26 protein-coding genes are annotated in these 20,952 nt (G+C 59.5%); 18 read left to right on the top strand and 8 right to left on the bottom strand.

Annotated elements, in window-relative coordinates; genetic code table 11:
* The 5 genes from AC3ISI_RS20990 (at position 1) to AC3ISI_RS20970 (ending at position 3,452) form a co-directional block, all read left to right on the top strand.
* Entirely contained in the window at positions 1-789 is a 789-nt protein-coding gene (locus AC3ISI_RS20990; RefSeq protein WP_489333615.1) for a ParA family protein, read from the top strand.
* Between the two features lie 27 nt (positions 790-816).
* Positions 817-1,698 carry a chemotaxis protein CheW gene (locus AC3ISI_RS20985; protein ID WP_489333614.1) on the top strand — a complete coding sequence of 294 codons (882 nt, stop codon included), beginning with the start codon at positions 817-819 and terminating at the stop codon, positions 1,696-1,698.
* 72 nt (positions 1,699-1,770) lie between these two features.
* Positions 1,771-2,256, top strand: coding sequence for a chemotaxis protein CheW (locus AC3ISI_RS20980; RefSeq protein ID WP_007946765.1), 486 nt, complete (start codon positions 1,771-1,773; stop codon positions 2,254-2,256).
* Positions 2,257-2,649: a DUF2802 domain-containing protein gene (locus tag AC3ISI_RS20975; RefSeq protein WP_223517105.1), complete on the top strand. Its 393-nt coding sequence runs from the start codon at positions 2,257-2,259 to the stop codon at positions 2,647-2,649.
* A gap of 281 nt (positions 2,650-2,930) precedes the next feature.
* Positions 2,931-3,452: a hypothetical protein gene (locus AC3ISI_RS20970; protein WP_489333613.1), complete on the top strand. Its 522-nt coding sequence runs from the start codon at positions 2,931-2,933 to the stop codon at positions 3,450-3,452.
* Between the two features lie 131 nt (positions 3,453-3,583).
* Here the strand turns inward: AC3ISI_RS20970 and AC3ISI_RS20965 are convergent, their stop codons facing one another.
* Both AC3ISI_RS20965 and fliK read right to left on the bottom strand, forming a co-directional pair.
* The gene (locus AC3ISI_RS20965) at positions 3,584-3,913 is read right to left on the bottom strand and encodes an EscU/YscU/HrcU family type III secretion system export apparatus switch protein (protein WP_489333612.1); all 330 of its coding nucleotides are present in this window, start codon (positions 3,911-3,913) and stop codon (positions 3,584-3,586) included.
* The gene (gene fliK / locus AC3ISI_RS20960; protein ID WP_489333611.1) at positions 3,910-5,484 is read right to left on the bottom strand and encodes a flagellar hook-length control protein FliK; all 1,575 of its coding nucleotides are present in this window, start codon (positions 5,482-5,484) and stop codon (positions 3,910-3,912) included. Before fliK ends, AC3ISI_RS20965 begins: the two co-directional genes overlap by 4 nt.
* 196 nt (positions 5,485-5,680) lie before the next feature.
* On the opposite strand from fliK, the gene ccmA reads away from it, so the two are divergent.
* From ccmA to AC3ISI_RS20910, 10 genes are all read left to right on the top strand, one after another.
* Positions 5,681-6,316, top strand: a complete 636-nt coding sequence (ccmA, locus tag AC3ISI_RS20955; RefSeq protein ID WP_489333610.1) for a cytochrome c biogenesis heme-transporting ATPase CcmA — start codon at positions 5,681-5,683, stop codon at positions 6,314-6,316.
* Positions 6,313-6,981, top strand: coding sequence for a heme exporter protein CcmB (gene ccmB, locus AC3ISI_RS20950; protein WP_007946758.1), 669 nt, complete (start codon positions 6,313-6,315; stop codon positions 6,979-6,981). Before ccmA ends, ccmB begins: the two co-directional genes overlap by 4 nt.
* A gap of 72 nt (positions 6,982-7,053) precedes the next feature.
* The gene (locus AC3ISI_RS20945) at positions 7,054-7,809 is read left to right on the top strand and encodes a heme ABC transporter permease (RefSeq protein WP_007946756.1); all 756 of its coding nucleotides are present in this window, start codon (positions 7,054-7,056) and stop codon (positions 7,807-7,809) included.
* Positions 7,806-7,982 carry a heme exporter protein CcmD gene (gene ccmD / locus AC3ISI_RS20940; protein WP_150781078.1) on the top strand — a complete coding sequence of 59 codons (177 nt, stop codon included), beginning with the start codon at positions 7,806-7,808 and terminating at the stop codon, positions 7,980-7,982. The genes AC3ISI_RS20945 and ccmD overlap by 4 nt, the downstream gene beginning before the upstream one ends.
* Positions 7,979-8,434 (top strand): cytochrome c maturation protein CcmE, encoded by a 456-nt coding sequence (gene ccmE, locus AC3ISI_RS20935; RefSeq protein WP_489333609.1) that lies wholly within the window; start codon positions 7,979-7,981, stop codon positions 8,432-8,434. The genes ccmD and ccmE overlap by 4 nt, the downstream gene beginning before the upstream one ends.
* Positions 8,435-8,437: 3 nt before the next feature.
* The gene (locus AC3ISI_RS20930; protein ID WP_489333608.1) at positions 8,438-10,441 is read left to right on the top strand and encodes a heme lyase CcmF/NrfE family subunit; all 2,004 of its coding nucleotides are present in this window, start codon (positions 8,438-8,440) and stop codon (positions 10,439-10,441) included.
* Positions 10,438-10,974 (top strand): DsbE family thiol:disulfide interchange protein, encoded by a 537-nt coding sequence (locus AC3ISI_RS20925; protein ID WP_489333607.1) that lies wholly within the window; start codon positions 10,438-10,440, stop codon positions 10,972-10,974. The genes AC3ISI_RS20930 and AC3ISI_RS20925 overlap by 4 nt, the downstream gene beginning before the upstream one ends.
* Entirely contained in the window at positions 10,971-11,444 is a 474-nt protein-coding gene (locus tag AC3ISI_RS20920) for a cytochrome c-type biogenesis protein (protein ID WP_489333606.1), read from the top strand. Before AC3ISI_RS20925 ends, AC3ISI_RS20920 begins: the two co-directional genes overlap by 4 nt.
* Positions 11,437-12,639 (top strand): c-type cytochrome biogenesis protein CcmI, encoded by a 1,203-nt coding sequence (gene ccmI / locus AC3ISI_RS20915; RefSeq protein WP_489333605.1) that lies wholly within the window; start codon positions 11,437-11,439, stop codon positions 12,637-12,639. Before AC3ISI_RS20920 ends, ccmI begins: the two co-directional genes overlap by 8 nt.
* Positions 12,640-12,653: 14 nt before the next feature.
* A complete protein-coding gene (locus AC3ISI_RS20910; RefSeq protein ID WP_489333604.1) occupies positions 12,654-13,058 on the top strand; it encodes a hypothetical protein in 405 nt (134 codons plus the stop codon).
* Positions 13,059-13,105: 47 nt separating this feature from the next.
* On the opposite strand, the gene AC3ISI_RS20905 is transcribed toward AC3ISI_RS20910, so the two are convergent.
* Both AC3ISI_RS20905 and AC3ISI_RS20900 read right to left on the bottom strand, forming a co-directional pair.
* Positions 13,106-13,990 carry a LysR family transcriptional regulator gene (locus AC3ISI_RS20905; protein WP_489333603.1) on the bottom strand — a complete coding sequence of 295 codons (885 nt, stop codon included), beginning with the start codon at positions 13,988-13,990 and terminating at the stop codon, positions 13,106-13,108.
* A gap of 133 nt (positions 13,991-14,123) precedes the next feature.
* A complete protein-coding gene (locus AC3ISI_RS20900; RefSeq protein ID WP_489333602.1) occupies positions 14,124-14,843 on the bottom strand; it encodes an SDR family oxidoreductase in 720 nt (239 codons plus the stop codon).
* 278 nt (positions 14,844-15,121) lie between these two features.
* Here AC3ISI_RS20900 and AC3ISI_RS20895 point away from each other — a divergent pair, with 278 nt between their 5' ends.
* A complete protein-coding gene (locus AC3ISI_RS20895; protein WP_489333601.1) occupies positions 15,122-15,334 on the top strand; it encodes a type II toxin-antitoxin system HicA family toxin in 213 nt (70 codons plus the stop codon).
* On the top strand, positions 15,334-15,738 hold the full coding sequence (locus AC3ISI_RS20890; protein WP_489333600.1) for a type II toxin-antitoxin system HicB family antitoxin: 405 nt from the start codon (positions 15,334-15,336) through the stop codon (positions 15,736-15,738). Before AC3ISI_RS20895 ends, AC3ISI_RS20890 begins: the two co-directional genes overlap by 1 nt.
* A gap of 67 nt (positions 15,739-15,805) precedes the next feature.
* Here AC3ISI_RS20890 and AC3ISI_RS20885 read toward each other — a convergent pair whose 3' ends face one another.
* Entirely contained in the window at positions 15,806-17,011 is a 1,206-nt protein-coding gene (locus AC3ISI_RS20885; protein ID WP_489333599.1) for an MFS transporter, read from the bottom strand.
* Positions 17,012-17,237: 226 nt separating this feature from the next.
* On the opposite strand from AC3ISI_RS20885, the gene AC3ISI_RS20880 reads away from it, so the two are divergent.
* Positions 17,238-17,867, top strand: a complete 630-nt coding sequence (locus AC3ISI_RS20880; protein WP_489337761.1) for a hypothetical protein — start codon at positions 17,238-17,240, stop codon at positions 17,865-17,867.
* 189 nt (positions 17,868-18,056) lie between these two features.
* On the opposite strand, the gene AC3ISI_RS20875 is transcribed toward AC3ISI_RS20880, so the two are convergent.
* From AC3ISI_RS20875 to AC3ISI_RS20865, 3 genes are all read right to left on the bottom strand, one after another.
* Complete coding sequence (locus AC3ISI_RS20875) at positions 18,057-19,055, bottom strand: sulfate ABC transporter substrate-binding protein (protein ID WP_489333598.1); 999 nt, start codon at positions 19,053-19,055, stop codon at positions 18,057-18,059.
* A gap of 93 nt (positions 19,056-19,148) precedes the next feature.
* On the bottom strand, positions 19,149-19,973 hold the full coding sequence (locus AC3ISI_RS20870) for an ion transporter (RefSeq protein ID WP_489333597.1): 825 nt from the start codon (positions 19,971-19,973) through the stop codon (positions 19,149-19,151).
* Between the two features lie 21 nt (positions 19,974-19,994).
* Positions 19,995-20,909 carry an urea transporter gene (locus AC3ISI_RS20865; RefSeq protein ID WP_489333596.1) on the bottom strand — a complete coding sequence of 305 codons (915 nt, stop codon included), beginning with the start codon at positions 20,907-20,909 and terminating at the stop codon, positions 19,995-19,997.
* Positions 20,910-20,952: the final 43 nt, after the last annotated feature.

The following is a 20,952-nucleotide window of genomic DNA, read 5'->3' as shown; positions in this document are numbered from 1 at the left end:
ATGAGAGTTTGGGCAGTTGCCAATCAAAAGGGTGGTGTTGGTAAAACCACTTCCTCTATCGCTTTAGCCGGTTTGCTGGCCGAGGCGGGCAAGCGCGTGGTCGTGGTCGATCTCGACCCGCACGGCTCAATGACCAGCTACTTCGGCTACGACCCCGACACCCTGGAACACAGCAGCTACGACTTGTTCTTGCACAAGGGCAGCGTGCCGCAAGGTTTGCCCGGGCAGTTGTTGATGCCCACCAGCCACGAAAGCATTTCGCTGTTGCCCTCCAGCACCGCGCTGGCGACGCTTGAGCGTCAGTCGCCGGGGCAAAGTGGTTTGGGCCTCGTCATCGCCAAGAGCCTGGCGCAGTTGTGGCAAGACTTCGATTACGCCGTGATCGACAGCCCGCCATTGCTCGGCGTACTGATGGTCAATGCCTTGGCGGCGAGCCAGCAGTTGGTGATCCCGGTGCAGACCGAGCACCTGGCCGTCAAAGGTCTGGAACGCATGGTCAACACCTTGGCGATGATCAACCGCTCACGCAAGCAGGCGCTGCCGTTCACCGTCATTCCGACCTTGTTCGACCGACGTACCCAGGCTTCCCTCGGAACCCTGCGGGTGCTGCGCGACAAGTACCCGGAAGAAATCTGGCAAGGCTACATCCCGGTCGACACCCGTCTACGTGACGCAAGCCGGGCCGGACTCACGCCTTCGCAGTTCGACGGCAAGAGCCGGGGCGTTCTCGCTTACCGCGCGCTGCTCAAGCATTTGCTGGTGCAGCAATCTGTCGCGCAGGTGGCTTGAGATGAACCTTCCTTGCGGGGTGCATGAATGAATCGGCCGGTGAAAATCACCACTCGCCCGCAACTGGCACTCCAGACTTACCTGGACGGCTTGCTGCAGGATGCGACAGAAGAGCTGGCACCGCTCATCGAAGCGCTAGTCGAGGTGGGCGAGCCTGCAAGTATTTTGGACGAGTTTCAGTTGGCGGTGCTCGAAGAACAGGCTCGCGATGCGCGTCCTGTGGCGGTGTTTGCAGCCCCGGTGATTGCACCCGTGGTTGCACCTCCGGTGAAAGCACCTGCACCTGTCATGGAGGCACCGGCACCGATCCTCGTGCCGGTATCGACCATCGCACCGCTGCCGCAAACTCTGGTGCCGCCAGTCGTCGAAGTTCATATCCCACCGAGCAACACGCCGCCTCCGGTCGAAACTGACGGGCGTCCATCGTGGGCCGCCGAGCCCTTCGAATGCCTGTTGTTCGACGTCGCTGGCCTGACACTGGCGGTGCCATTGGTGTGCCTGGGTTCGATTTATTCCCTGGCCGGTCACGAGCTGACGCCATTGTTCGGTCAGCCGGAATGGTTCCTCGGGATTCTCCCAAGCCAGGCCGGCAACCTCAAAGTGTTGGATTCCGCCCGTTGGGTCATGCCCGACCGCTACCGCGACGACTTCCGTCAGGGCCTGCAATACGTTATTTCGGTTCAGGGCTATGAGTGGGGGTTGGCGGTGCATCAGGTCAGCCGCTCGTTGCGCCTGGACCCCAACGAAATCAAATGGCGCAGTCACCGTGGTCAGCGGCCATGGCTGGCGGGCACGGTGATTGAACACATGTGTGCATTACTCGACGTTTGCGCGCTGGCCGAGCTGATCGCCAGTGGCGGCGCAAAGCACCTGAGCAGTATTAAAAAGCCGGCTCACAAACCAACATAAAAACACGCGACGGCAGTGGCTGCCGACGTACAGAACACATACCGCCAGGGCGGTTTTTTGAGGGGTCAGGGTATGAATGATAAGGCGACGGCAGCAAAGGGTTCCGAAGATCCGATCCTGCAATGGGTAACCTTCAAGCTGGATAACGAAACCTACGGCATCAATGTGATGCGCGTTCAGGAAGTCCTGCGCTATACCGAAATCGCCCCGGTTCCGGGGGCTCCGAGCTACGTCCTGGGCATCATCAACCTGCGCGGTAATGTGGTCACCGTGATCGACACCCGTCAGCGCTTCGGCCTGATGAACGCCGAGATCAGCGACAACACCCGCATCGTCATCATCGAAGCCGACAAACAGGTGGTCGGGATCATGGTCGACAGCGTGGCCGAAGTGGTTTACCTGCGTCAGTCGGAAATCGAAACCGCGCCAAACGTCGGTAACGAAGAGTCCGCCAAGTTCATTCAAGGCGTGTGCAACAAGAACAACGAATTGCTGATCCTGGTCGAGCTGGACAAGATGATGAGCGAAGAAGAATGGTCGGACCTGGAGAACATCTGATTGATTCTTGAGGTTGCGGTCATTGTCCTGTTCCTCTTCTGGGCGGGCACGCTGGCGATGTTTCTGGCGTACATACGCGGTCAACGATTGATCGCCGCACAACAGGCTCAGGGCGATGCGCTACGGGATCAGCGCATCAAAGACCTGGCCAAACGCGTGGACGACTACCAGAACGGCAACGTGCGCATGGGTGAAGACCTGCACGAGCTGCGCGCGGTGGTCCGCCCATTGCCGGACAAACTGGCTCAACTGGAGCAGCGCGACCCGACGAGCCTGTCGTTCGCCCAAGCGGCGCGGCTGGTGGGGATGGGCGCTACGGTTGATGAACTGACTCAGTCCTGCGGGTTGACCCAGGCTGAGGCGGAGTTGATGCGTAAGTTGCACAAGAACTGATTTTTGCGATGTAACTGAGTCCGCTTTCGCGAGCAAGCTCGCTCCCACAGGGGGGCGGGGGCGAACACCCAATGTGTGAGCGCCGCCGAACCCTGTAGGAGCGGGCTTGCCCGCGAAGGCGTCCTCGAAACCTCAGTAATCATCCCCGCGTTCGGTGACTTCCTTCCCATTTTTGGTTTTGTCGCGGTTTGGCCCGGCTTGCGATTACCAACCACCCTCGGTAACGTGAACGCCGCTGATAAACGACGCCTGTTTCAGACATTGCACTGCCAGGGAGGCCTATGCTCGACATTCTGCGTGGTACACCGCTATGGGTTTATGCAGTCTTTTTTATCCTGACTTACTACGGCGTAAGTGCGTGTTTCAAGAGTCATGAGTCGAAGAGGTCGTTGCAGATCACGCCGGCCATATTTGTTGCCATATCCCTGGCCTCGCTGAAGTTCTCCCAAGGAACTGCGATCCCGCTCTCGATGTATGCGCTGGGATTACTGGCAGGCTGGATTCTGGCGTTGCGCTTTTACTCCTGCCAAAGCGTAGAACGCGATGGGGACCGCCTACTTTTGGGCGGCACACTCAAAGTATTGATGGTGTATTGGTGTTTCTTTGCCTGGCGTTATTACAACGGATACCAGGCGGCCATGCATCCGGAATTGGCTGAGGCAGTGTCGGCGGTGGCATGGTCAGCATTGGGGGCTGGCCTTATCAATGGCTTGATTGTCGGTCGCAGCCTCAGGCTATTGCGTTTTTTCAAAACTGAGAGCGAGACGACCGTGGCGCTGGCGGACAAATTGCCTAAGAACTGATTTTTGCGATTCAGCTGAGATTGTTATCGCGAGCAGGCTCGCTCCCATAGGTATTGGTGGCGAACACATGATGTACGAACGCCGCCGAACCCTGTAGGAGCGGGCTTGCCCGCGAAGGCGTCCTCGAAACCTCAGTAATCATCCCCGCGTTCGGTAATATCCTTTTCAACCATTGCCCCCTCCGAACCATGCCCCACCGGAAACTTGCCCTTCAAATTCCACGCAAACGCAATAATCTCGGCAATCGTGCGGTACAACTCTTCCGGAATACTGTCCCCCAATTCCATTTTCGCCAGCAGCCTCACCAGCTCGGGGTTTTCGTAGATCGGCACGTCGAAGTCGCGGGCGATGCGCAAAATTTCTTCAGCGAGCTCTTCGTCACCCTTGCCCGTGAGAGTAGGGGCGTGGCTGCCGTCGTACTTGAGGGCGATGGCCTGACGCGGTGTGGTGGATTCGTTCATGCGGTTTCGTCGACCCAGCGTTGTTCAAGGCGGGTTTGCGGCCCTTGTGGCGGTTTGCCGAGGTGGCAATCCAGATCGCCGACGTTCAGGCCCGACGCCAGCAGGCGTTCGCGCAGTCCGGCCAGGTTGTTTTCGATCAGGCTCGCGGTGTAAGGGCGTTCGGCCCAGAGTTGGCTGGACAGGCTGCCCTTGATCAGTTGGGCTTGAATCTGCAAGGGGCCTAGCGGCTCCATGTCGAATGCCAGGTCGACGCGCCACAATGGCTGCTTCGGCTCACGGTCGTCGCGACGTTCGTGCGGTTGTTCTTTGTCGGGGGCTTCTTCGCGTTGGAATTTGACCTGCAACGGCACAATGTCCTGCAAGTTGCGCATCGGGATTTCCAGCTGCCAGGTGCTGAGCAGGCGACCGTCGTCCGTCACACCGGTTTGCTCCAGGCTCGACAGTTGATGGCTTTGCAGGCGCGAAACGGCCGCCGCTGCCAAACGCAGCAAGTGCTCCAGATCACCTTCGCCGTCCTGGCTTTGCAGCAGGCGCTCGGGCAGCGGGAAACGGGTCGGCAGCGGTTTGGCGCTGACCTGGCCGAGCATGCCGAGGGCGCTGCGCACGAAACTCGGCATTGCCTGCACCAATGTATTGGCGGTGATGATTGCGTTGAGGTTGGTGTTGGCTGGCAGACCCGGCGTCAGTTGGGCGATCAGCTTGAGCAGGTCGCCTTTCATGTCTGGCGCCAACGTCGGGTTTTGTCCGGTCAGCCATTTGGCTTCAAGGAACAGGCCGCTATTGGCTAACGCCTGGGCCAGGCCTTTGGGCGAACTCATTTGCTGAATGTCTGGCAGGCCAGCGAGCAATTTGTCCACGGCGGTGCGCAGGTCGCTGGAGGTTGGATCCGACAGCGGCAAGTTTTGCAGGACTTTGATCAAGCCATCCAGAGAGCCTTGACGACTTTGCTGGCTGACCAGTTGCTGTGTCACGGCCAATTGTTCCTGGCGGCTGCTCAGTGGGACGAATTTCAGCGTTTGGGTGTCTTGCACCATTGCACTTAACAACGTGCCGATACGCAGTGGCGTCGGGCTGTCGATGCTCAGTGTGCTGCCGCTCAGTACTGTGTTCAGCAAACTCACCATCGAGCGATAGACCGTCGGTTGCCCCGGCACCTGCGGCATCACCTGGGAGGTCAGCACTTTGCCTTGCAGCAAGGTGCCGGCCGGCAGTTGGGCGGTGTCGATGCGGGTGAGGGCAGCGACGCTTGAGGCAATGGCCTGTTGCACGGTGATGGCCAGGTTGCTCGCCGACGGTTGGGTGATCGCCAGGCTCGTACCCAGGGGCAGCGGTTGAGTGCTAATGGCCTGGACCGTGGTCTGGCGACCGCTGTCGAGGGTGACTTTGAGCAACAGTTGAAAGACCTGATCCGCCTGTTTGAGCGACAGCACTTCGGCCTTGGCGGTCTGGCCGGCACTGATCAGGCCCTCCATCGGCGTCAGCAACTTCAGCGGGTCGCCACTGACCACCAACGGCCGCGAAGTCGCGGGCGAGGTCTGCGGCAGTGGGAGGATGTTCATTTCGCCTGTCATACGCGGTCACAACCTGAGGAAATTGCACTCTTTAGAGTAAGGCATGGCATGTATAATGCCGCCCGTTTCCAGGGAGTAGCGAAAACATTGCAATTGTTTGACGCAGCTCTCCAGAACAAGCCGCCAATGCATCTATGCTGCATCTCTTTAGCGGCCGCTTCGTCGCCGACTTGAACCGCAAAAGGCCCGTGATCCCTTGACCAGCCCTGTCCTGCAAACCGTTGCCCTCGCTTGTGAGCGAGACCTTCGGCTGCTCTTCGAAAATCTCGATTTGAGACTGGCCAGTGGCGAAATGGTACAAATCAGCGGCCCCAACGGCAGTGGCAAGACCAGCCTGTTGCGTCTGCTGTGCGGCCTTATGCAGCCGACCGCCGGTCAGGTGCTGCTTAACGGCAAACCGCTCCAGGAGCAACGTTTCGAGCTGGCGCGCAACCTGCTGTGGATCGGTCATGCTGCCGGTATCAAGGAGTTGCTGACCCCCGAGGAAAACCTCAGCTGGCTCTGTGCCCTGCATCAACCGGCGTCCCATGAGGCGATCTGGCAGGCATTGGCGGCGGTGGGACTGCGCGGTTTTGAGGATGTTCCTTGCCACACGCTGTCTGCCGGCCAGCATCGCCGTGTGGCGCTGGCGCGGTTGTACCTGGACAGCCCGCCACTGTGGATTCTCGATGAGCCATTCACCGCACTCGACAAGCAAGGCGTGGCGCAGCTCGAAGAACACCTGGCCGCACACTGCGAGCAGGGCGGCATGGTTGTGTTGACCACGCACCACACGCTGACCCGGATGCCGGCCGGCTATCGCGACATTGATCTGGGAAATTGGGCTGTATGAGTGTTTTCGGCCTGTTGGTCGCCCGTGAGGCCCGATTGTTATTCCGCCGTCCTGCGGAACTGGCCAATCCGCTGGTATTCTTCGCCATCGTGGTGGCGCTGTTCCCGTTGGCGGTCGGTCCCGAGGCTCAATTGTTGCAAACCTTGTCTCCGGGACTGGTCTGGGTGGCAGCGCTTTTATCGGTTTTACTCTCGTTGGACGGGCTTTTCCGCAGTGATTTCGAAGACGGATCGCTTGAGCAGTGGGTCCTTTCGTCGCACCCTCTGCCTCTTCTGGTTTTGGCCAAGGTACTGGCACACTGGGCCTTCTCTGGCCTGGCACTGGTTTTGCTCGCTCCACTGCTGGCGTTGATGCTCGGTCTGCCTGCCGCTTGTCTGCCGGTGTTGCTGCTTTCTTTATTGCTGGGTACACCGGTGCTGAGCCTGCTCGGTGCAGTGGGCGCAGCCCTGACGGTGGGATTGAAGCGAGGTGGCCTGTTACTGGCACTGCTGATTCTGCCGCTGTACATCCCGGTGTTGATCCTTGGCAGTGGCGCCTTGCAGGCGGCCTTGCAAGGCATGCCAGCGACCGGTTATCTCTTGTGGCTTGGTAGCCTGACCGCCCTGGCGATAACCCTGACACCGTTTGCAATAGCTGCTGGCCTGAAGATCAGCGTCGGCGAATAATGAGGTCTGGTTAAAATTTAACCAGTAAAGACCCAGCCCTTCACAGCGAAGGGCAACCGTGATGGAAACAGTATGAACTGGACGTGGTTTCACAAGCTCGGCTCGCCCAAATGGTTTTACGGCATCAGCGGCAAACTGTTGCCCTGGCTGAGCGTCGCGGCGTTGCTGCTGATTGGCGTGGGTGTCGTTTGGGGCCTGGCCTTCGCGCCGCCTGATTACCAGCAAGGCAACAGCTTTCGCATCATCTATATCCACGTCCCTGCCGCGATGCTGGCGCAGTCCTGCTATGTGATGCTGGCGGTGTGCGGCATCGTCGGGCTGGTCTGGAAGATGAAACTGGCCGACGTCGCCCTGCAATGTGCGGCGCCCATCGGGGCCTGGATGACCGCTGTGGCGTTGGTCACCGGCGCGATCTGGGGCAAACCGACCTGGGGTTCGTGGTGGGTCTGGGATGCGCGACTGACGTCCATGCTGATTCTGCTGTTTCTGTACTTCGGTCTGATTGCGCTGGGCAACGCTATCAGTAATCGTGACAGCGCCGCCAAGGCGTGTGCGGTATTGGCGATTGTCGGCGTGATCAACATTCCGATCATCAAGTACTCGGTGGAGTGGTGGAACACCCTGCACCAGGGCGCGACCTTCACCCTCACCGAAAAACCGGCGATGCCAGCCGAGATGTGGCTGCCTTTGCTGCTGACGGTGCTCGGTTTCTACTGTTTCTTTGGCGCGGTCTTGTTGCTGCGCATGCGCCTTGAAGTGCTCAAGCGCGAAGCGCGTGCCAGCTGGGTCAAGGCCGAAGTACAGAACAGTCTGGAGGCCGCTCGATGAGTTTTGCTTCATTCGGCGACTTCCTCGCCATGGGCCATCACGCCCTGTATGTCTGGTCAGCCTATGGCATCTGCCTGACGGTGCTGGCCCTCAACGTGGCGGCGCCGATCCTGGCCCGCAAGCGGTATCTGCAACAAGAGGCGCGTCGTCTGCGCCGGGAGAACGGCAAGTGAATCCGCTGCGTAAAAAGCGTCTTATCATCATTCTCGCGATCCTGGTGGGTGTCGGCGCTGCCGTCGGCCTGGCCCTGAGCGCCCTGCAGCAGAACATCAATCTGTTTTACACCCCGACCCAGATCGCCAACGGCGAAGCGCCGCAAGACACGCGTATTCGGGCGGGCGGTATGGTCGAGAAAGGTTCGCTGCAACGTTCCGGCGATTCGCTGGACGTCAAATTCATCGTCACCGACTTCAATAAATCCGTGACCATCACCTATCGCGGCATTCTTCCGGACCTGTTCCGTGAAGGGCAGGGCATTGTTGCCCTAGGCAAAATCAACGCCGACGGCGTGGTGGTGGCCGACGAAGTGCTGGCCAAGCACGACGAGAAATACATGCCGCCGGAAGTGACCAAGGCCCTGAAAGACAGCGGCCAGTCGGCGCCCACACAAGCCAAAGAGGGTTAATTGATGACGTCTGCTCTCTATAATTCAGGGCTGTTTATCCCCGAACTGGGCCACCTGGCCATGATCCTGGCGCTGTGTTTCGCGCTGGCTCAGGCCGTGGTGCCGTTACTCGGTGCCTGGCGCGGTGACCGCTTGTGGATGAGCCTCGCGCAGCCGGCTGCCTGGGGCCAGTTCACTTTTCTGGTATTCGCCTTCGGTTGCCTGACGTACGCGTTCATGACTGACGACTTCTCGGTCGCTTACGTTGCCAGCAACTCCAACAGTGCCTTGCCGTGGTACTACAAATTCAGCGCGGTATGGGGCGCGCACGAAGGCTCGTTGCTGCTGTGGGCATTGATTCTCGGTGGCTGGACCTTCGCGGTGTCGGTGTTCTCCCGGCAGTTGCCACAAGTCATGCTGGCGCGGGTTCTGGCGGTTATGGGCATGATCAGCACCGGTTTCCTGCTGTTCCTGATCCTCACGTCCAACCCGTTCAAACGCATCCTGCCGCAAGTGCCCAGCGATGGCGCCGACCTCAATCCACTGCTGCAAGACATCGGCCTGATTGTTCACCCGCCGATGCTGTACATGGGTTATGTCGGTTTCTCCGTGGCCTTCGCCTTCGCCATCGCGGCGCTGATGGGCGGTCGCCTTGATGCGGCGTGGGCACGCTGGTCGCGCCCGTGGACCATCGTCGCCTGGGCCTTCCTGGGTATCGGCATCACCCTCGGTTCGTGGTGGGCTTATTACGAACTCGGCTGGGGCGGCTGGTGGTTTTGGGACCCGGTGGAAAACGCCTCCTTCATGCCTTGGCTGGTCGGTACGGCACTGATTCACTCGTTGGCAGTCACGGAAAAACGTGGCGTGTTCAAGAGCTGGACCGTGTTGCTGGCCATTGCCGCGTTCTCGTTGAGCTTGCTCGGCACGTTCCTCGTGCGTTCCGGGGTGCTGACTTCGGTTCACGCGTTTGCGTCTGACCCTGAGCGCGGTGTGTTCATCCTGATTTTCCTGCTGTTTGTGGTCGGCGGTTCGCTGACGCTGTTCGCCCTGCGCGCACCGGTGGTCAAGAGCCAGGTCGGCTTCAACCTCTGGTCTCGGGAAACCCTGCTGCTGGGTAACAACCTGGTGCTGGTAGTGGCAGCGTCGATGATCCTGCTCGGCACCTTATACCCGCTGATTCTCGATGCGATGACCGGCGCCAAACTGTCCGTTGGCCCGCCGTACTTCAACGCGCTGTTCATTCCGTTGATGGCGTTGTTGATGGTGGTGATGGCGGTCGGGATGCTGGTGCGCTGGAAAGACACACCGGTCAAATGGCTGGTGGGCATGCTGACCCCGGTGTTGCTCGGCAGCGCCGCGTTGGCCGTGATTGCCGGCGTTGCCTACGGCGATTTCAACTGGGCAGTGATTGCAACCTTCATGCTGGCTGCGTGGGTATTGCTGGCCGGTGTCAGGGATATCCTCGACAAGACTCGCCACAAAGGCCTGATCAAAGGCCTGCCGACCCTGACCCGCAGTTACTGGGGCATGCACATTGCTCACATCGGTATTGCGGTGTGCGCACTGGGCGTCGTGTTGTCGAGCCAGAACAGTGCCGAGCGTGACTTGCGCCTGGCGCCGGGCGAGTCCATGGATCTGGGCGGTTACCACTTCGTGTTCGAAGGCGCCAAGCACTTCGAAGGCCCGAACTTCACCTCCGACAAGGGCACCATTCGAGTGATCCGCGACGGCAAGGAAGTCAGCGTGCTGCACCCGGAAAAGCGCCTGTACACCGTGCAAAACTCGGTGATGACCGAAGCCGGGATCGACGCCGGTTTCACCCGTGACCTCTACGTCGCCCTCGGCGAACCGCTGGGCGATGGCGCCTGGGCCGTGCGCGTTCACGTCAAACCGTTCGTGCGCTGGATCTGGTTCGGCGGCTTGCTGACCGGTTTCGGTGGATTGCTGGCGGCGCTGGATCGCCGTTATCGGGTCAAGGTAAAAAGCCGCGTGCGTGACGCACTGGGCATGTCGGGAGCCACTGCATGAGACGTTGGTTGATGCTGTTACCACTGGTGATTTTTCTGGTGGTGGCTGTTTTCCTTTACCGCGGGCTATACCTGGACCCGGCGGAGTTGCCTTCGGCGATGATCGACAAACCGTTTCCGGAGTTTTCCCTGCCGAGCGTGGAGGGCGACAAGACACTGACCAAGGCTGACATTTTGGGTAAACCGGCGCTGGTCAATGTCTGGGGCACCTGGTGCATTTCCTGCCGGGTCGAGCACCCGGTGCTGAACAAACTGGCCCAGCAGGGCGTGGTGATTTACGGCATCAACTACAAGGACGTCAACGCAGATGCCTTGAAGTGGCTGGTGGAATTTCACAACCCGTACCAGCTGGACATCCGTGACGACGCCGGCTCCCTCGGCCTGAATCTCGGCGTGTACGGCGCGCCGGAAACCTTCTTCATTGACGCTAAAGGCATCATCCGCGACAAATTCGTCGGCGTGATCGACGAGCAGGTCTGGCGCGAAAAACTGGCCGCCAAGTATCAGGCGCTGGTCGATGAGGCCAAGCCATGAAGCGCTGGATAGCCGCCGTGATATTGGGCTTGAGCATGGCCGGCGTGGCGCAGGCCGCCATCGATACCTACGAGTTCGCCAAAGAAGGTGATCGCGAGCGTTTTCGCGAGCTGACCAAAGAACTGCGTTGCCCCAAGTGCCAGAATCAGGACATCGCCGATTCCAATGCGCCAATCGCCGCCGACCTGCGCAAAGAGATTTTCCGCATGCTCGGCGAGGGCAAGGACAATCAGCAGATCATCGACTTCATGGTCGACCGCTACGGTGACTTCGTCCGCTACAAACCGGCTCTCAACGCCAAGACTGCACTGCTCTGGTTCGGCCCGGCCGGGCTGTTGTTGGGCGGTTTCGTGATCATCGCCGTGATCGTCCGCCGTCGTCGCGTGCAACGCGCCGAAACCCCGGACGCGCTTTCTGCCGAGGAGCGTGAGCGCCTCGACCACCTGTTGGATAAAACCAAGAATGATTGATTTCTGGCTCGCTGCAGGTCTGCTACTTCTGGTTGCCCTGAGTTTTCTGTTGATCCCGGTTCTGCGTGGTCGTCGCGCGCAACTTGAAGAGGATCGAACTGCCCTGAACGTCGCGTTGTATCAGGAGCGCGTGGCTGAGTTGCAGACTCAGCAGGAAGAGGGCGTGCTCGATGCCGCGCAAATGGACACCGGCCGCGCCGAAGCGGCCCGTGAGCTGCTCGCTGATACCGAAGGCGTTGCAGCGCCGCGAGTGAGTCGCCTGGGCAAACCGTTACCGTTGCTGGCGGCGGTATTAGTTCCGGTGCTGGGCCTTGGACTGTACCTGCATTTCGGTGCCAGCGACAAAGTCGAGCTGACCCGCGAATTCTCCCATGCGCCGCAGTCGATGGAAGAGATGACCCGTCGTCTGGAACGCGCCGTCGCCGCCCAGCCGGACTCGGCTGAAGGTCTGTATTTCCTCGCGCGTACTTACATGGCGCAAGACCGTCCCGCTGATGCGGCGAAGATCTTCGAACGCACGGTGAACCTGGCCGGTCGTCAACCGGAGCTGCTCGGCCAATGGGCTCAGGCCCAATACTTCGCCGATGGCAAAAAGTGGTCGGACAAGATTCAGGCCCTGACCGATGAAGCGTTGAAAGCCGATCCGAAAGAAGTCACCAGCCTGGGCCTGCTGGGTATCGCCGCGTTTGAAAGCCAGCGTTATCAGGACGCCATCGACTACTGGAATCGTCTGTTGGCGCAACTGCCGCCCGACGACAACTCTCGTGCTGCACTGCAAGGCGGTATCGCCCGGGCCACCGAGAAGCTAGAAGCCAGCGGTGGTAAGGCTGCCCAGGCACCCGCGGCCAAAGCGTCGGCGTTGCTGAAAGTCACCGTAGACCTGGCGCCAGCGCTCAAAGCCAAGGTCCAGCCGGGCGACAGCGTATTCATCTTCGCCCGCGCCACCGCCGGCCCACCCGCACCGTTGGCAGCAAAACGCCTGACCGTGGCCGACTTGCCGGTCACTGTCGAACTGGGTGATGCCGACGCAATGATGCCGCAGTTGAAACTGTCGAACTTTCCTGAAGTCCAACTGGTTGCGCGCGTCTCCCGTGCCGGCCAACCGACTGCCGGTGAATGGGTCGGTCGCAGCCAGCCTCTGGCCAGTAGCACCACCGCGCCGCAGACATTGACCATCGACAGCCCGGATAAATAACAGGAAAACGCCACATGACCGCTATTGCTCGTATTGCCCTGCTCAGTCTGGTTTTGGGGTTAAGCGCATGTGCGGTCCAGCCGCCGGAGCGCGAGTCGCCGCAGCCGATTCCGCCGTCGCAGCCAAGACCTACACCGTCGACTACACCCACGCCGGGCAAGCCCGGCATCCCGGCCAAGCCCGCCAAACCGATGCCTCGCACCTCCGCCAGCTTCGCGCCGCCACCGGGTGGCAACAGCCATTGGGATGCCAAGCTCGGCGTCTATGTGCTGGATGATCAGACCAACACCTTCTACCGCCAGCGCACCTACTACCGCTGGAACAACGGCTGGAGCCGCTCGATCAGCCCGAACGGGCCGTGGGAAGACACGGATATTCATGGTGTGCCGGGTGGGTTGGGGCGGCAGTTCGGGCAGTAAATGGAAACGGCGATCTGAGGATCGCCGTTTTGTTGTCTGAGCGTTTCTCAGGCTTCTTTCACCAACACCCCCTGCACATATTCCACAAATGCCCGAGCCTTCGCGCTGGCCATTCTTCCGGTAGGAAACACCGCCCACAAATCCTGGTTCGGCAGTGTCCAGCCCTTCATCACTTCCCTGACTGCACCACTGGCCAGTTCCGGGGCAAACATCCATTCGGAGGCCATGGTCAGCCCCAGGTGGGCGAGGACTGCTTCACGCAAACCTTCGGCGGCGCTGACGCGAATTCGGCCGCTGATGATCACGGACTGCTCTTCGCTCGCGTTGCGAAATTGCCAATTGGCGCCGCCGCCCAGGGCGTAGACCACTGCCTGGTGTTTGCACAGGTCCGCGGGGCAGATGGGGTCGCCGTGTTTTTCGAAGTAGGCCGGCGTACCCAGCACCACGCGCCGGCATTCGGCGATCTTGCGGGCGGTTAGGCTGGAGTCGCTCAGGGAGCCCATGCGCAGGGCGATGTCGATGCCTTCTTCGACCAGATTGATGTTGCGGTCGTCGAGCATCAGGTCGATGTTCAGGTCTGGATTCTGATCGAGGAACGGCCCCAGGTGCGGGACGATGTGCATGCGGCCGAAAGTTACGGCTGCGCAGACCCGCAGGTTGCCGGTCAGCCCGCTGGCGGCACCGCGCGCGGCGTTGTCGGCTTCATCGGCTTCTTCGAGGGCACGCTTGGAGCGTTCGAAAAAGGCCAGGCCGGCCTCGGTTGGCGTCAGGCCTCGGGTCGAGCGCAACAGCAGTCGCACGGCCAGGCGTGATTCGAGTTGCGCAATGGCTTTCGACACGGCGGGCTGGCCGATATTCAGGCGCCGGGCGGCGGAAAACGAGCCGGTTTCCACGACGAAGACGAAGGTTTCCATTGCGGCCAGACGGTCCATCTGAAGTCCTTGCGGCGATCAAACTGTGGGAGCGAGCCTGCTCGCGATGACACTGGCACATCCAACATAGATGTGAGGGATATTCCGCCATCGCGAGCAGGCTCGCTCCCACAGGGTGGATTGGTGTTGTTGGTTAGAACGCGGCTTTGCCGATGGACGCGCCGCCGTCGACAAACAGCGTTTGCCCGGTAATAAACCCGCTCTGCTCGGACATCAAAAACGCAATCGCTGCCGCAATCTCCTGCGGCTGTCCCAGACGCCCCATCGGCACTCCCGCCAGATACCGCGCTTCACTTTCACTGCCCGGAGGGTTGTTGGCGCGAAACAGTTCGGTTTCTGTCGGCCCCGGCGCCACGGCGTTCACCGTTACGCCGGTTTGCGCAAGTTCCAGCGCCCAGGATCGCGTGAAGCTGATCAGTGCCGCTTTGGCCGCCGCATACGCGGTGCGTTGGGTGATCCCCAACACGGTCAAACTGGAAATATTCACCACCCGGCCCCAGCCTTTGGCACGCATGTTTGGCAGCAGTGCCTGGGTGGCCTGCAACGCCGAATGGAGGTTGACCCGCATCACATCGTCGAAGGTATCCAGATCGATCTCACCCAGCACTTGCGGGCGTACCAGACCGACGTTGTTCACCAGCCCATCAAACTCGTACGTCCTCGCCAGATCCGCCAAAACTTCCTGAGTCAGCGCCCGGTCGTTCAAATCCAGCGGAAACAGAATGCCGGGGAACGTCAGGTCAGGCGTGCGGGCAATCCCGACAACCCGGTGCCCAGCGCGATCCAGATGCTCGGCCACCGCGCGGCCAATGCCTTTGCTGGCGCCAGTGATGAGAAAAGTACGACGGGTCATTTCACACTCCTTGAAAAAACATGCCGCGGGTCAGGTGGCATTTGATCGGTTAGCCGCGAATCGCATTCAGCATCGCTTCAGGCTCAGGACGCTGAGTGTAATCCGGGTTGACCTCGGCGTTCGAATCACGCTGAGCGAAAGTATTCATTCTTGTGGGGAATGTCGTGGCCCGCAATCACACCCTGTAAAACAACCGAGCGTCGCGATCCGGAGTTTTGTGCTTGAGTAAAGATAACTCTAGGGTTACTTTTGTTTGGGCCTGAGCAAGGAGGCTATTGGTGCAGAGCAGGCTAATGATTAAAGAGTTGGAAGAGGCTGGATGGATACTGGATCGGATTACCGGAAGTCATCACATCTTCAAACACCCCTACAACCCGTACACCATTCCCGTCCCTCATCCGAAAAAGGATTTACCGATCGGGACGGTCAAAAGCATCAGGAGGCGAGCCGGGCTGTACTGCCCGGAAGCCAGTTATGCAGGAGATCCATAATGCAATATCCAATCTGTATCGAGTGGGGCGACGAGAACACCGCCATCGGTATTCAGATCCCCGATATTCCAGGCGCCGTAACGGCCGGGGATACGTTTGAAGATGCCTACAATGCGGCAGTCGAGATTGCGCACATCCTGCTTCAGGAGATTGCGGCCGACGGGGAGTCGATACCCATGCCTACCTCTGCGGCTGCTCACCGTGGGAATCCGGACTTCGCCGATATGGGCTGGGGAATGCTGGAGTTGGACGTCGCGCCCTATATGGGCAAAACCGAGAAGGTCAACGTGACACTTCCTGGTTATGTGATTCAACGCATTGACCGGTATGTTCGCGAGCACAATGTGAAAAGCCGCTCTTCCTTTCTGGCAGATGCGGCAATGGAAAAGTTGGTTCGACATTGATTGATATGAGGTACATCCCTTGCGGGCAAGCTCGAAGCTAGCGCTTGTCCACAAGGCTTTAGACCTATTAAGCCGTTGCCAACGAAGCCTTCTGCGACGCACTCAAAAACCGCAGCAACGCCAGCAGTGGAAACGCACTACCCACAATCACGATCCACAACCAGCCGCCGTGTTCATACACCGCACTGGCCACCGAAGAGCCAAACGCGCCGCCGATGAAGATGCTGGTCATGTACAGCGCGTTCAGGCGACTGCGGCTTTTGGCGTCGAGGGCGTAGACCGCGCGTTGGCCGAGGACCATGTTCATCTGTACGCAGAAGTCGAGCACCACACCGGTCACGGCAAGGCCGATGACGCTGTAGAGCGGATGGATGAACGCTGGCAGAAAGCTCAGACTGGCGAACATCAGGGCCAGCAAAGACGCGATACGAGTGTGGCCGGCATCAGCCAGTCGCCCGGCAATGGGCGCGGCGATGGCGCCGATGGCACCGACCAGGGCGAAGATCGCAATCTGGGATTGCGACAGGCCATGGTTGCGTGCGAGCTCCAGCGGCACGGCGGTCCAAAACAGGCTGAACGTGGCGAACATGCAACCCTGATAAAACGCTCGCTGACGCAATACCGGTTGTTGGCGCAACAACGTCCACAGCGACCCAAGCAACTGCCCATAAGAAGCACTGTGATCAGGCTGGCGCTTGGGGATGGTCAGCGCGAGCACGACGCTGATCGCCGCCATCAATGCGGCCGCAATCATAAACATCGCGCGCCAGCCGAAGTGGTCAGCGACCACGCTGGAGACCGGCCGAGCCAACAGAATGCCCAGCAGCAAACCGCCCATGATCCCGCCGACCACGCGGCCACGAGATTCTTCCGGTGCCAGGTGCGCGGCCAGTGGAATCAGGATCTGTACCGACACCGAACTGAAACCCACCAGCAACGAGATCAGCAAAAATACGTTGGGCTGATCGGTGAACGCAGCGCCCAGTAAGCTCGCAATCGCCACCACGGTGGTGATGATCATCAGGCGGCGGTTCTCCAGCAAATCGCCCAGCGGTACCAGGAAAAACAGCCCGAGCGCATAGCCAATCTGGGTCAGCGAAACGATCAGGCTGGCCATGGTGCTGGTCAGGCCGATGTCCGGCGCGATTAGGCCGATGATCGGCTGGGCGTAGTAAATATTGGCCACAATGGCGCCGCAGCAGAAGGCGAAGAGCAACACCATGCCTTTGGTCATTGTCGCGGCGCCGTGGGGCACCTGGGTCGCTGGGTTCATAACGGGTCTCGCTGAACTAAAGGGAATGCGCGAAGGCTAAGCGGCAAGCCCAAACGGCGGAAGAGGGATTGACGTGATAGTAATCATTCCATTGCGGAATGAGTGGCGCGGGGCGGGACGTGCGCCTTGCGTCGGGACATTGAGCATGGATGATACATTCACTTACATCCTGTTCGATAGCGTGCTTATGTTCTCTCTTCACGTTTCATTACCGGAAGGCCCTGCCATGAATGCGATGTTCCGTCACCTGTTTCGCGGCGCTTCAACCCTGACATTGATTACCTTGTTTACCGCAGGCCTGGCCCAGGCCGCCGACGCGCCGGGCTTGCGCATCGGTGTTCGCGGCGAGATCACCGGGGTCAGCCCCGACGCGTTGAAAGTCCACGCCAACAGCGGCGAAAACGTGGTTATCAACCTGACCAATGACACCAAAATCCGAGCCGTCACCCTGGCCAATATCGAAGACATCAAACCCGGCAGCTACATTGGCTCAGCAGCCATTCCTCAGGACGATGGCACCCTCAAGGCACTGGAAGTCCACGTCTTTCCACCGGAGCTGGCCGGCAGCGGCGACGGGCATCGGCCGTTTGATCTGGTCAAGGGCAGCAGCATGACCAATGGTAGTGTTGGCGATCTGGTGGTCAGTAATGGCCGGGTGATGACGGTTAATTACAAGGGCGGCCAGCAGAAGATTCTGGTGCCTGAGGATGTGCCGATTGTGAACCTGATGCCGGGAGATCGCAGCTTGCTGAAGGTGGGCGTGAAAATCGTGACGTTTGTGACGCAGAGTGCCGACGGGACGCTGACCGCGCAATCGATCTCGGCCGGTAAGGATGGCGTGACACCGCCGATGTAGCGGTATGGCGCCGATCCTGTGGGAGCGAGCCTGCTCGCGAAAGCGGCAGCACATTCAATATTGATGTGACTGACACATAGCTTTCGCGAGCAGGCTCGCTCCCACAGGGGATCTTCAGCGAACATGAGTTTTGTATTCGGCCACAAAAAGGCGACCTGTTCAGGTCGCCTTTTTCATTGCGCTCAGAAATTACTGACCGCTGTAAATCTGATCAAAGATCCCGCCATCATTGAAGTGGGTCTTCTGCACCGTGCGCCAGTCACCAAAGGTCTTCTCGACCGACAGAAAATCCACTTTCGGGAAACGATCGGTGTACTTGGCCAATACCGCCGGGTCACGCGGGCGCAGGTAGTTTGCTGCCGCAATCTCCTGACCTTCCGGTGACCACAGGTATTTCAAGTATTCCTCGGCCGCAGCACGAGTGCCTTTCTTGTCGACCACTTTGTCGACCACCGATACTGGCGGCTCGGCTTCAGCGGAAACACTTGGGTAGATCACTTCAAACTGGTCACGACCAAACTCGCGGGCAATCATTTCCGCTTCGTTTTCGAAGGTTACCAGCACGTCGCCGATCTGGTTGGTCATGAACGTGGTAGTGGCTGCACGGCCGCCGGTGTCAAGCACCGGAGCTTGCTTGAACAGCTTGCCGACGAAGTCTTTGGCCTTGTTTTCATCGCCGCCATTCTTCAGCACATAACCCCAGGCCGACAGGTAAGTGTAGCGACCGTTGCCCGAGGTTTTCGGGTTCGGCACGATCACCTGAACGCCGTCCTTGAGCAGGTCAGGCCAGTCTTTCAGGGCTTTCGGGTTGCCTTTACGGACGATGAATACAGTGGCGGACGTGAATGGCGCGCTGTTGTCCGGCAGGCGCGTTACCCAGTTCTCCGGGACCAGTTTGCCGTTGTCCGCCAGTGCGTTGATGTCGGTGGCCATGTTCATGGTGATGACGTCAGCCGGCAGGCCGTCGATCACCGAGCGCGCCTGTTTGCTGGAACCACCGAAGGACATCTGCAGGGTGATGTTTTCGTTGTGTTCGGCTTGCCAATGTTTCTGGAAGGCAGCGTTGTAGTCCTTGTAGAAATCACGCATCACGTCATAGGAAACGTTGAGCAGGGTAGGTGCGGCCTGGGCCATGCTGGTCAATGCCAGACCCGCAGCCAGAAGAGAGGCGCCAAAGAGTTTTTTCACTGCGCTGTCCTTGTTCTTAATTAAAAGTGAGGCAATTTGCCAGCGACTATAGCCGGGCACGCATAGATCTTTAAAGATTAAAAAGATCTTTGTTTATTCCATTTTCTTAAATAGTGCATTGCCGCAACGCGAGCAGAATGCCGCACCGTGTTCGTGGCTGTTTTTCTTGCACACCGGGCAGTCATGCTGCAGCTGTTCGCCGCGCATGGCGTTGGCCAATTCAGCGGTGAAAATCCCGGTGGGCACGGCAATGATCGAGTAACCGGTGATCATCACCAGCGACGAAATCACCTGACCCAACGGCGTCTTCGGCACGATGTCGCCGAAGCCCACGGTGGTCAGCGTGACGATTGCCCAGTAGATGCCTTTGGGAATGCTGGTGAAGCCATGTTCCGGACCCTCGATCACGTACATCAGTGTGCCGAACACCGTGACCAGGGTGCAGACGGTGACCAGAAACACCACGATTTTCTGTTTACTGCCGCGCAACGCCGACATCAAGTAGTTGGCTTGCTTGAGGTACGGGCTGAGCTTGAGTACGCGGAAAATCCGCAACATCCGAATGATCCGGATAATCAGCAGGTACTGCGCATCGGCGTAATACAGCGCGAGGATGCCGGGCACGATGGCCAGCAAATCCACCAGCCCATAAAAGCTGAACGCGTAGCGCCACGGCTTGGGTGAGCAATACAACCGCAGGATGTATTCGACAGCGAAGACGAAGGTGAACCCCCACTCGATATACGCCAGCATATCGGCGTAGTTCTGGTGAATGGAATCGATGCTGTCGAGCATCACGATGATGATGCTGGCGAGAATGATCAACAGCAGGGTGCCGTCGAAACGCCGCCCCGCCTTGGTGTCGCTCTGGAAAATCATGACGTAAAGGACTTCACGCCAACTTTTGCTGCTGTCCATGGATACCGCCTGAACCGGGAATCAGCGCAGCCTAGGTTGATTCTCCCCTGGAGCGCAAGGCGCACTGGCGGCCCTCGATTTGCCGAACACTTGAGCAGCCGTACGGATCAGCCAGCAGGCGAGGATGAATGGCGCGGTCAGCGTGGGCAGACCGATAGCGGCAAACATCGGCGTCAGCAGCAGCGCTGATGCAATGCCGGCCAGCGGCAGCCACGGCTGCTCGCGCTGCGAGCTGAAGGCGAGGGCGGCAAGCACGGCGTTATAGCCACCGAGGCCGAGCAGGCCGGTGTAGAAGTCGTGGTGCAGCAGGCTCCAACTCATGCCCGCGACAGATGCGAGCATTGCCCAGCAGAATGCACGACGATCAGCGATCAACAAACCGGCGGCAATCAACGCACCGGCCAGCGGATGACCGAGGAACATCACCTGGCCGAGACCTTTGAGTGGTGCGGCGAGCATGTTCAGCGTGTTGATCTCGATCAAATGCGCCTTGGTCGAGGGCGTGACGAAACACAGTAGCAACCAGCTCAGCCCCACGAAGGGCGCGGTGTAGGTGGGCAGGTATTGGCTAAGCCGGGCGCGCTTGAGCCACTGTTGAGTGAGCATCGCGCTCAGGCCGCCGCAGGCAATAATCACCAGCGGCAGTACGGCGGACCACGGGAAATAAAGACTCAGCAACAAGCCGAGCAATACCCCGTTGTAACTGAACAGCCCGGCCTGGCGATCAGCCTTGGCGTAGCCGCGCCGTTGCGCGGTAAGCAACCCGGCGACGCCACCCAGCAGCGCCCCACCGAGCAGGGTGGGCGCGGTAGACAGAATGGCCAACAGGCACAGCAGGCCGCACAGCGGATTTCGCTGGAGGAAGATCTGACTGAAACCGTTGAGCAGGGCAGTCGCCCAATCGGGGCAGTGGGTGTTGAAGTGATTGGCAGGCATGGTAGGTCTGGAAGTCAGTGAAACCGGGTCGCCTGCATCGCCA

It is taken from the genome of Pseudomonas sp. GL_139_B (assembly GCF_057834475.1).
This window is presented reverse-complemented; position numbering and strand designations above follow the sequence as displayed.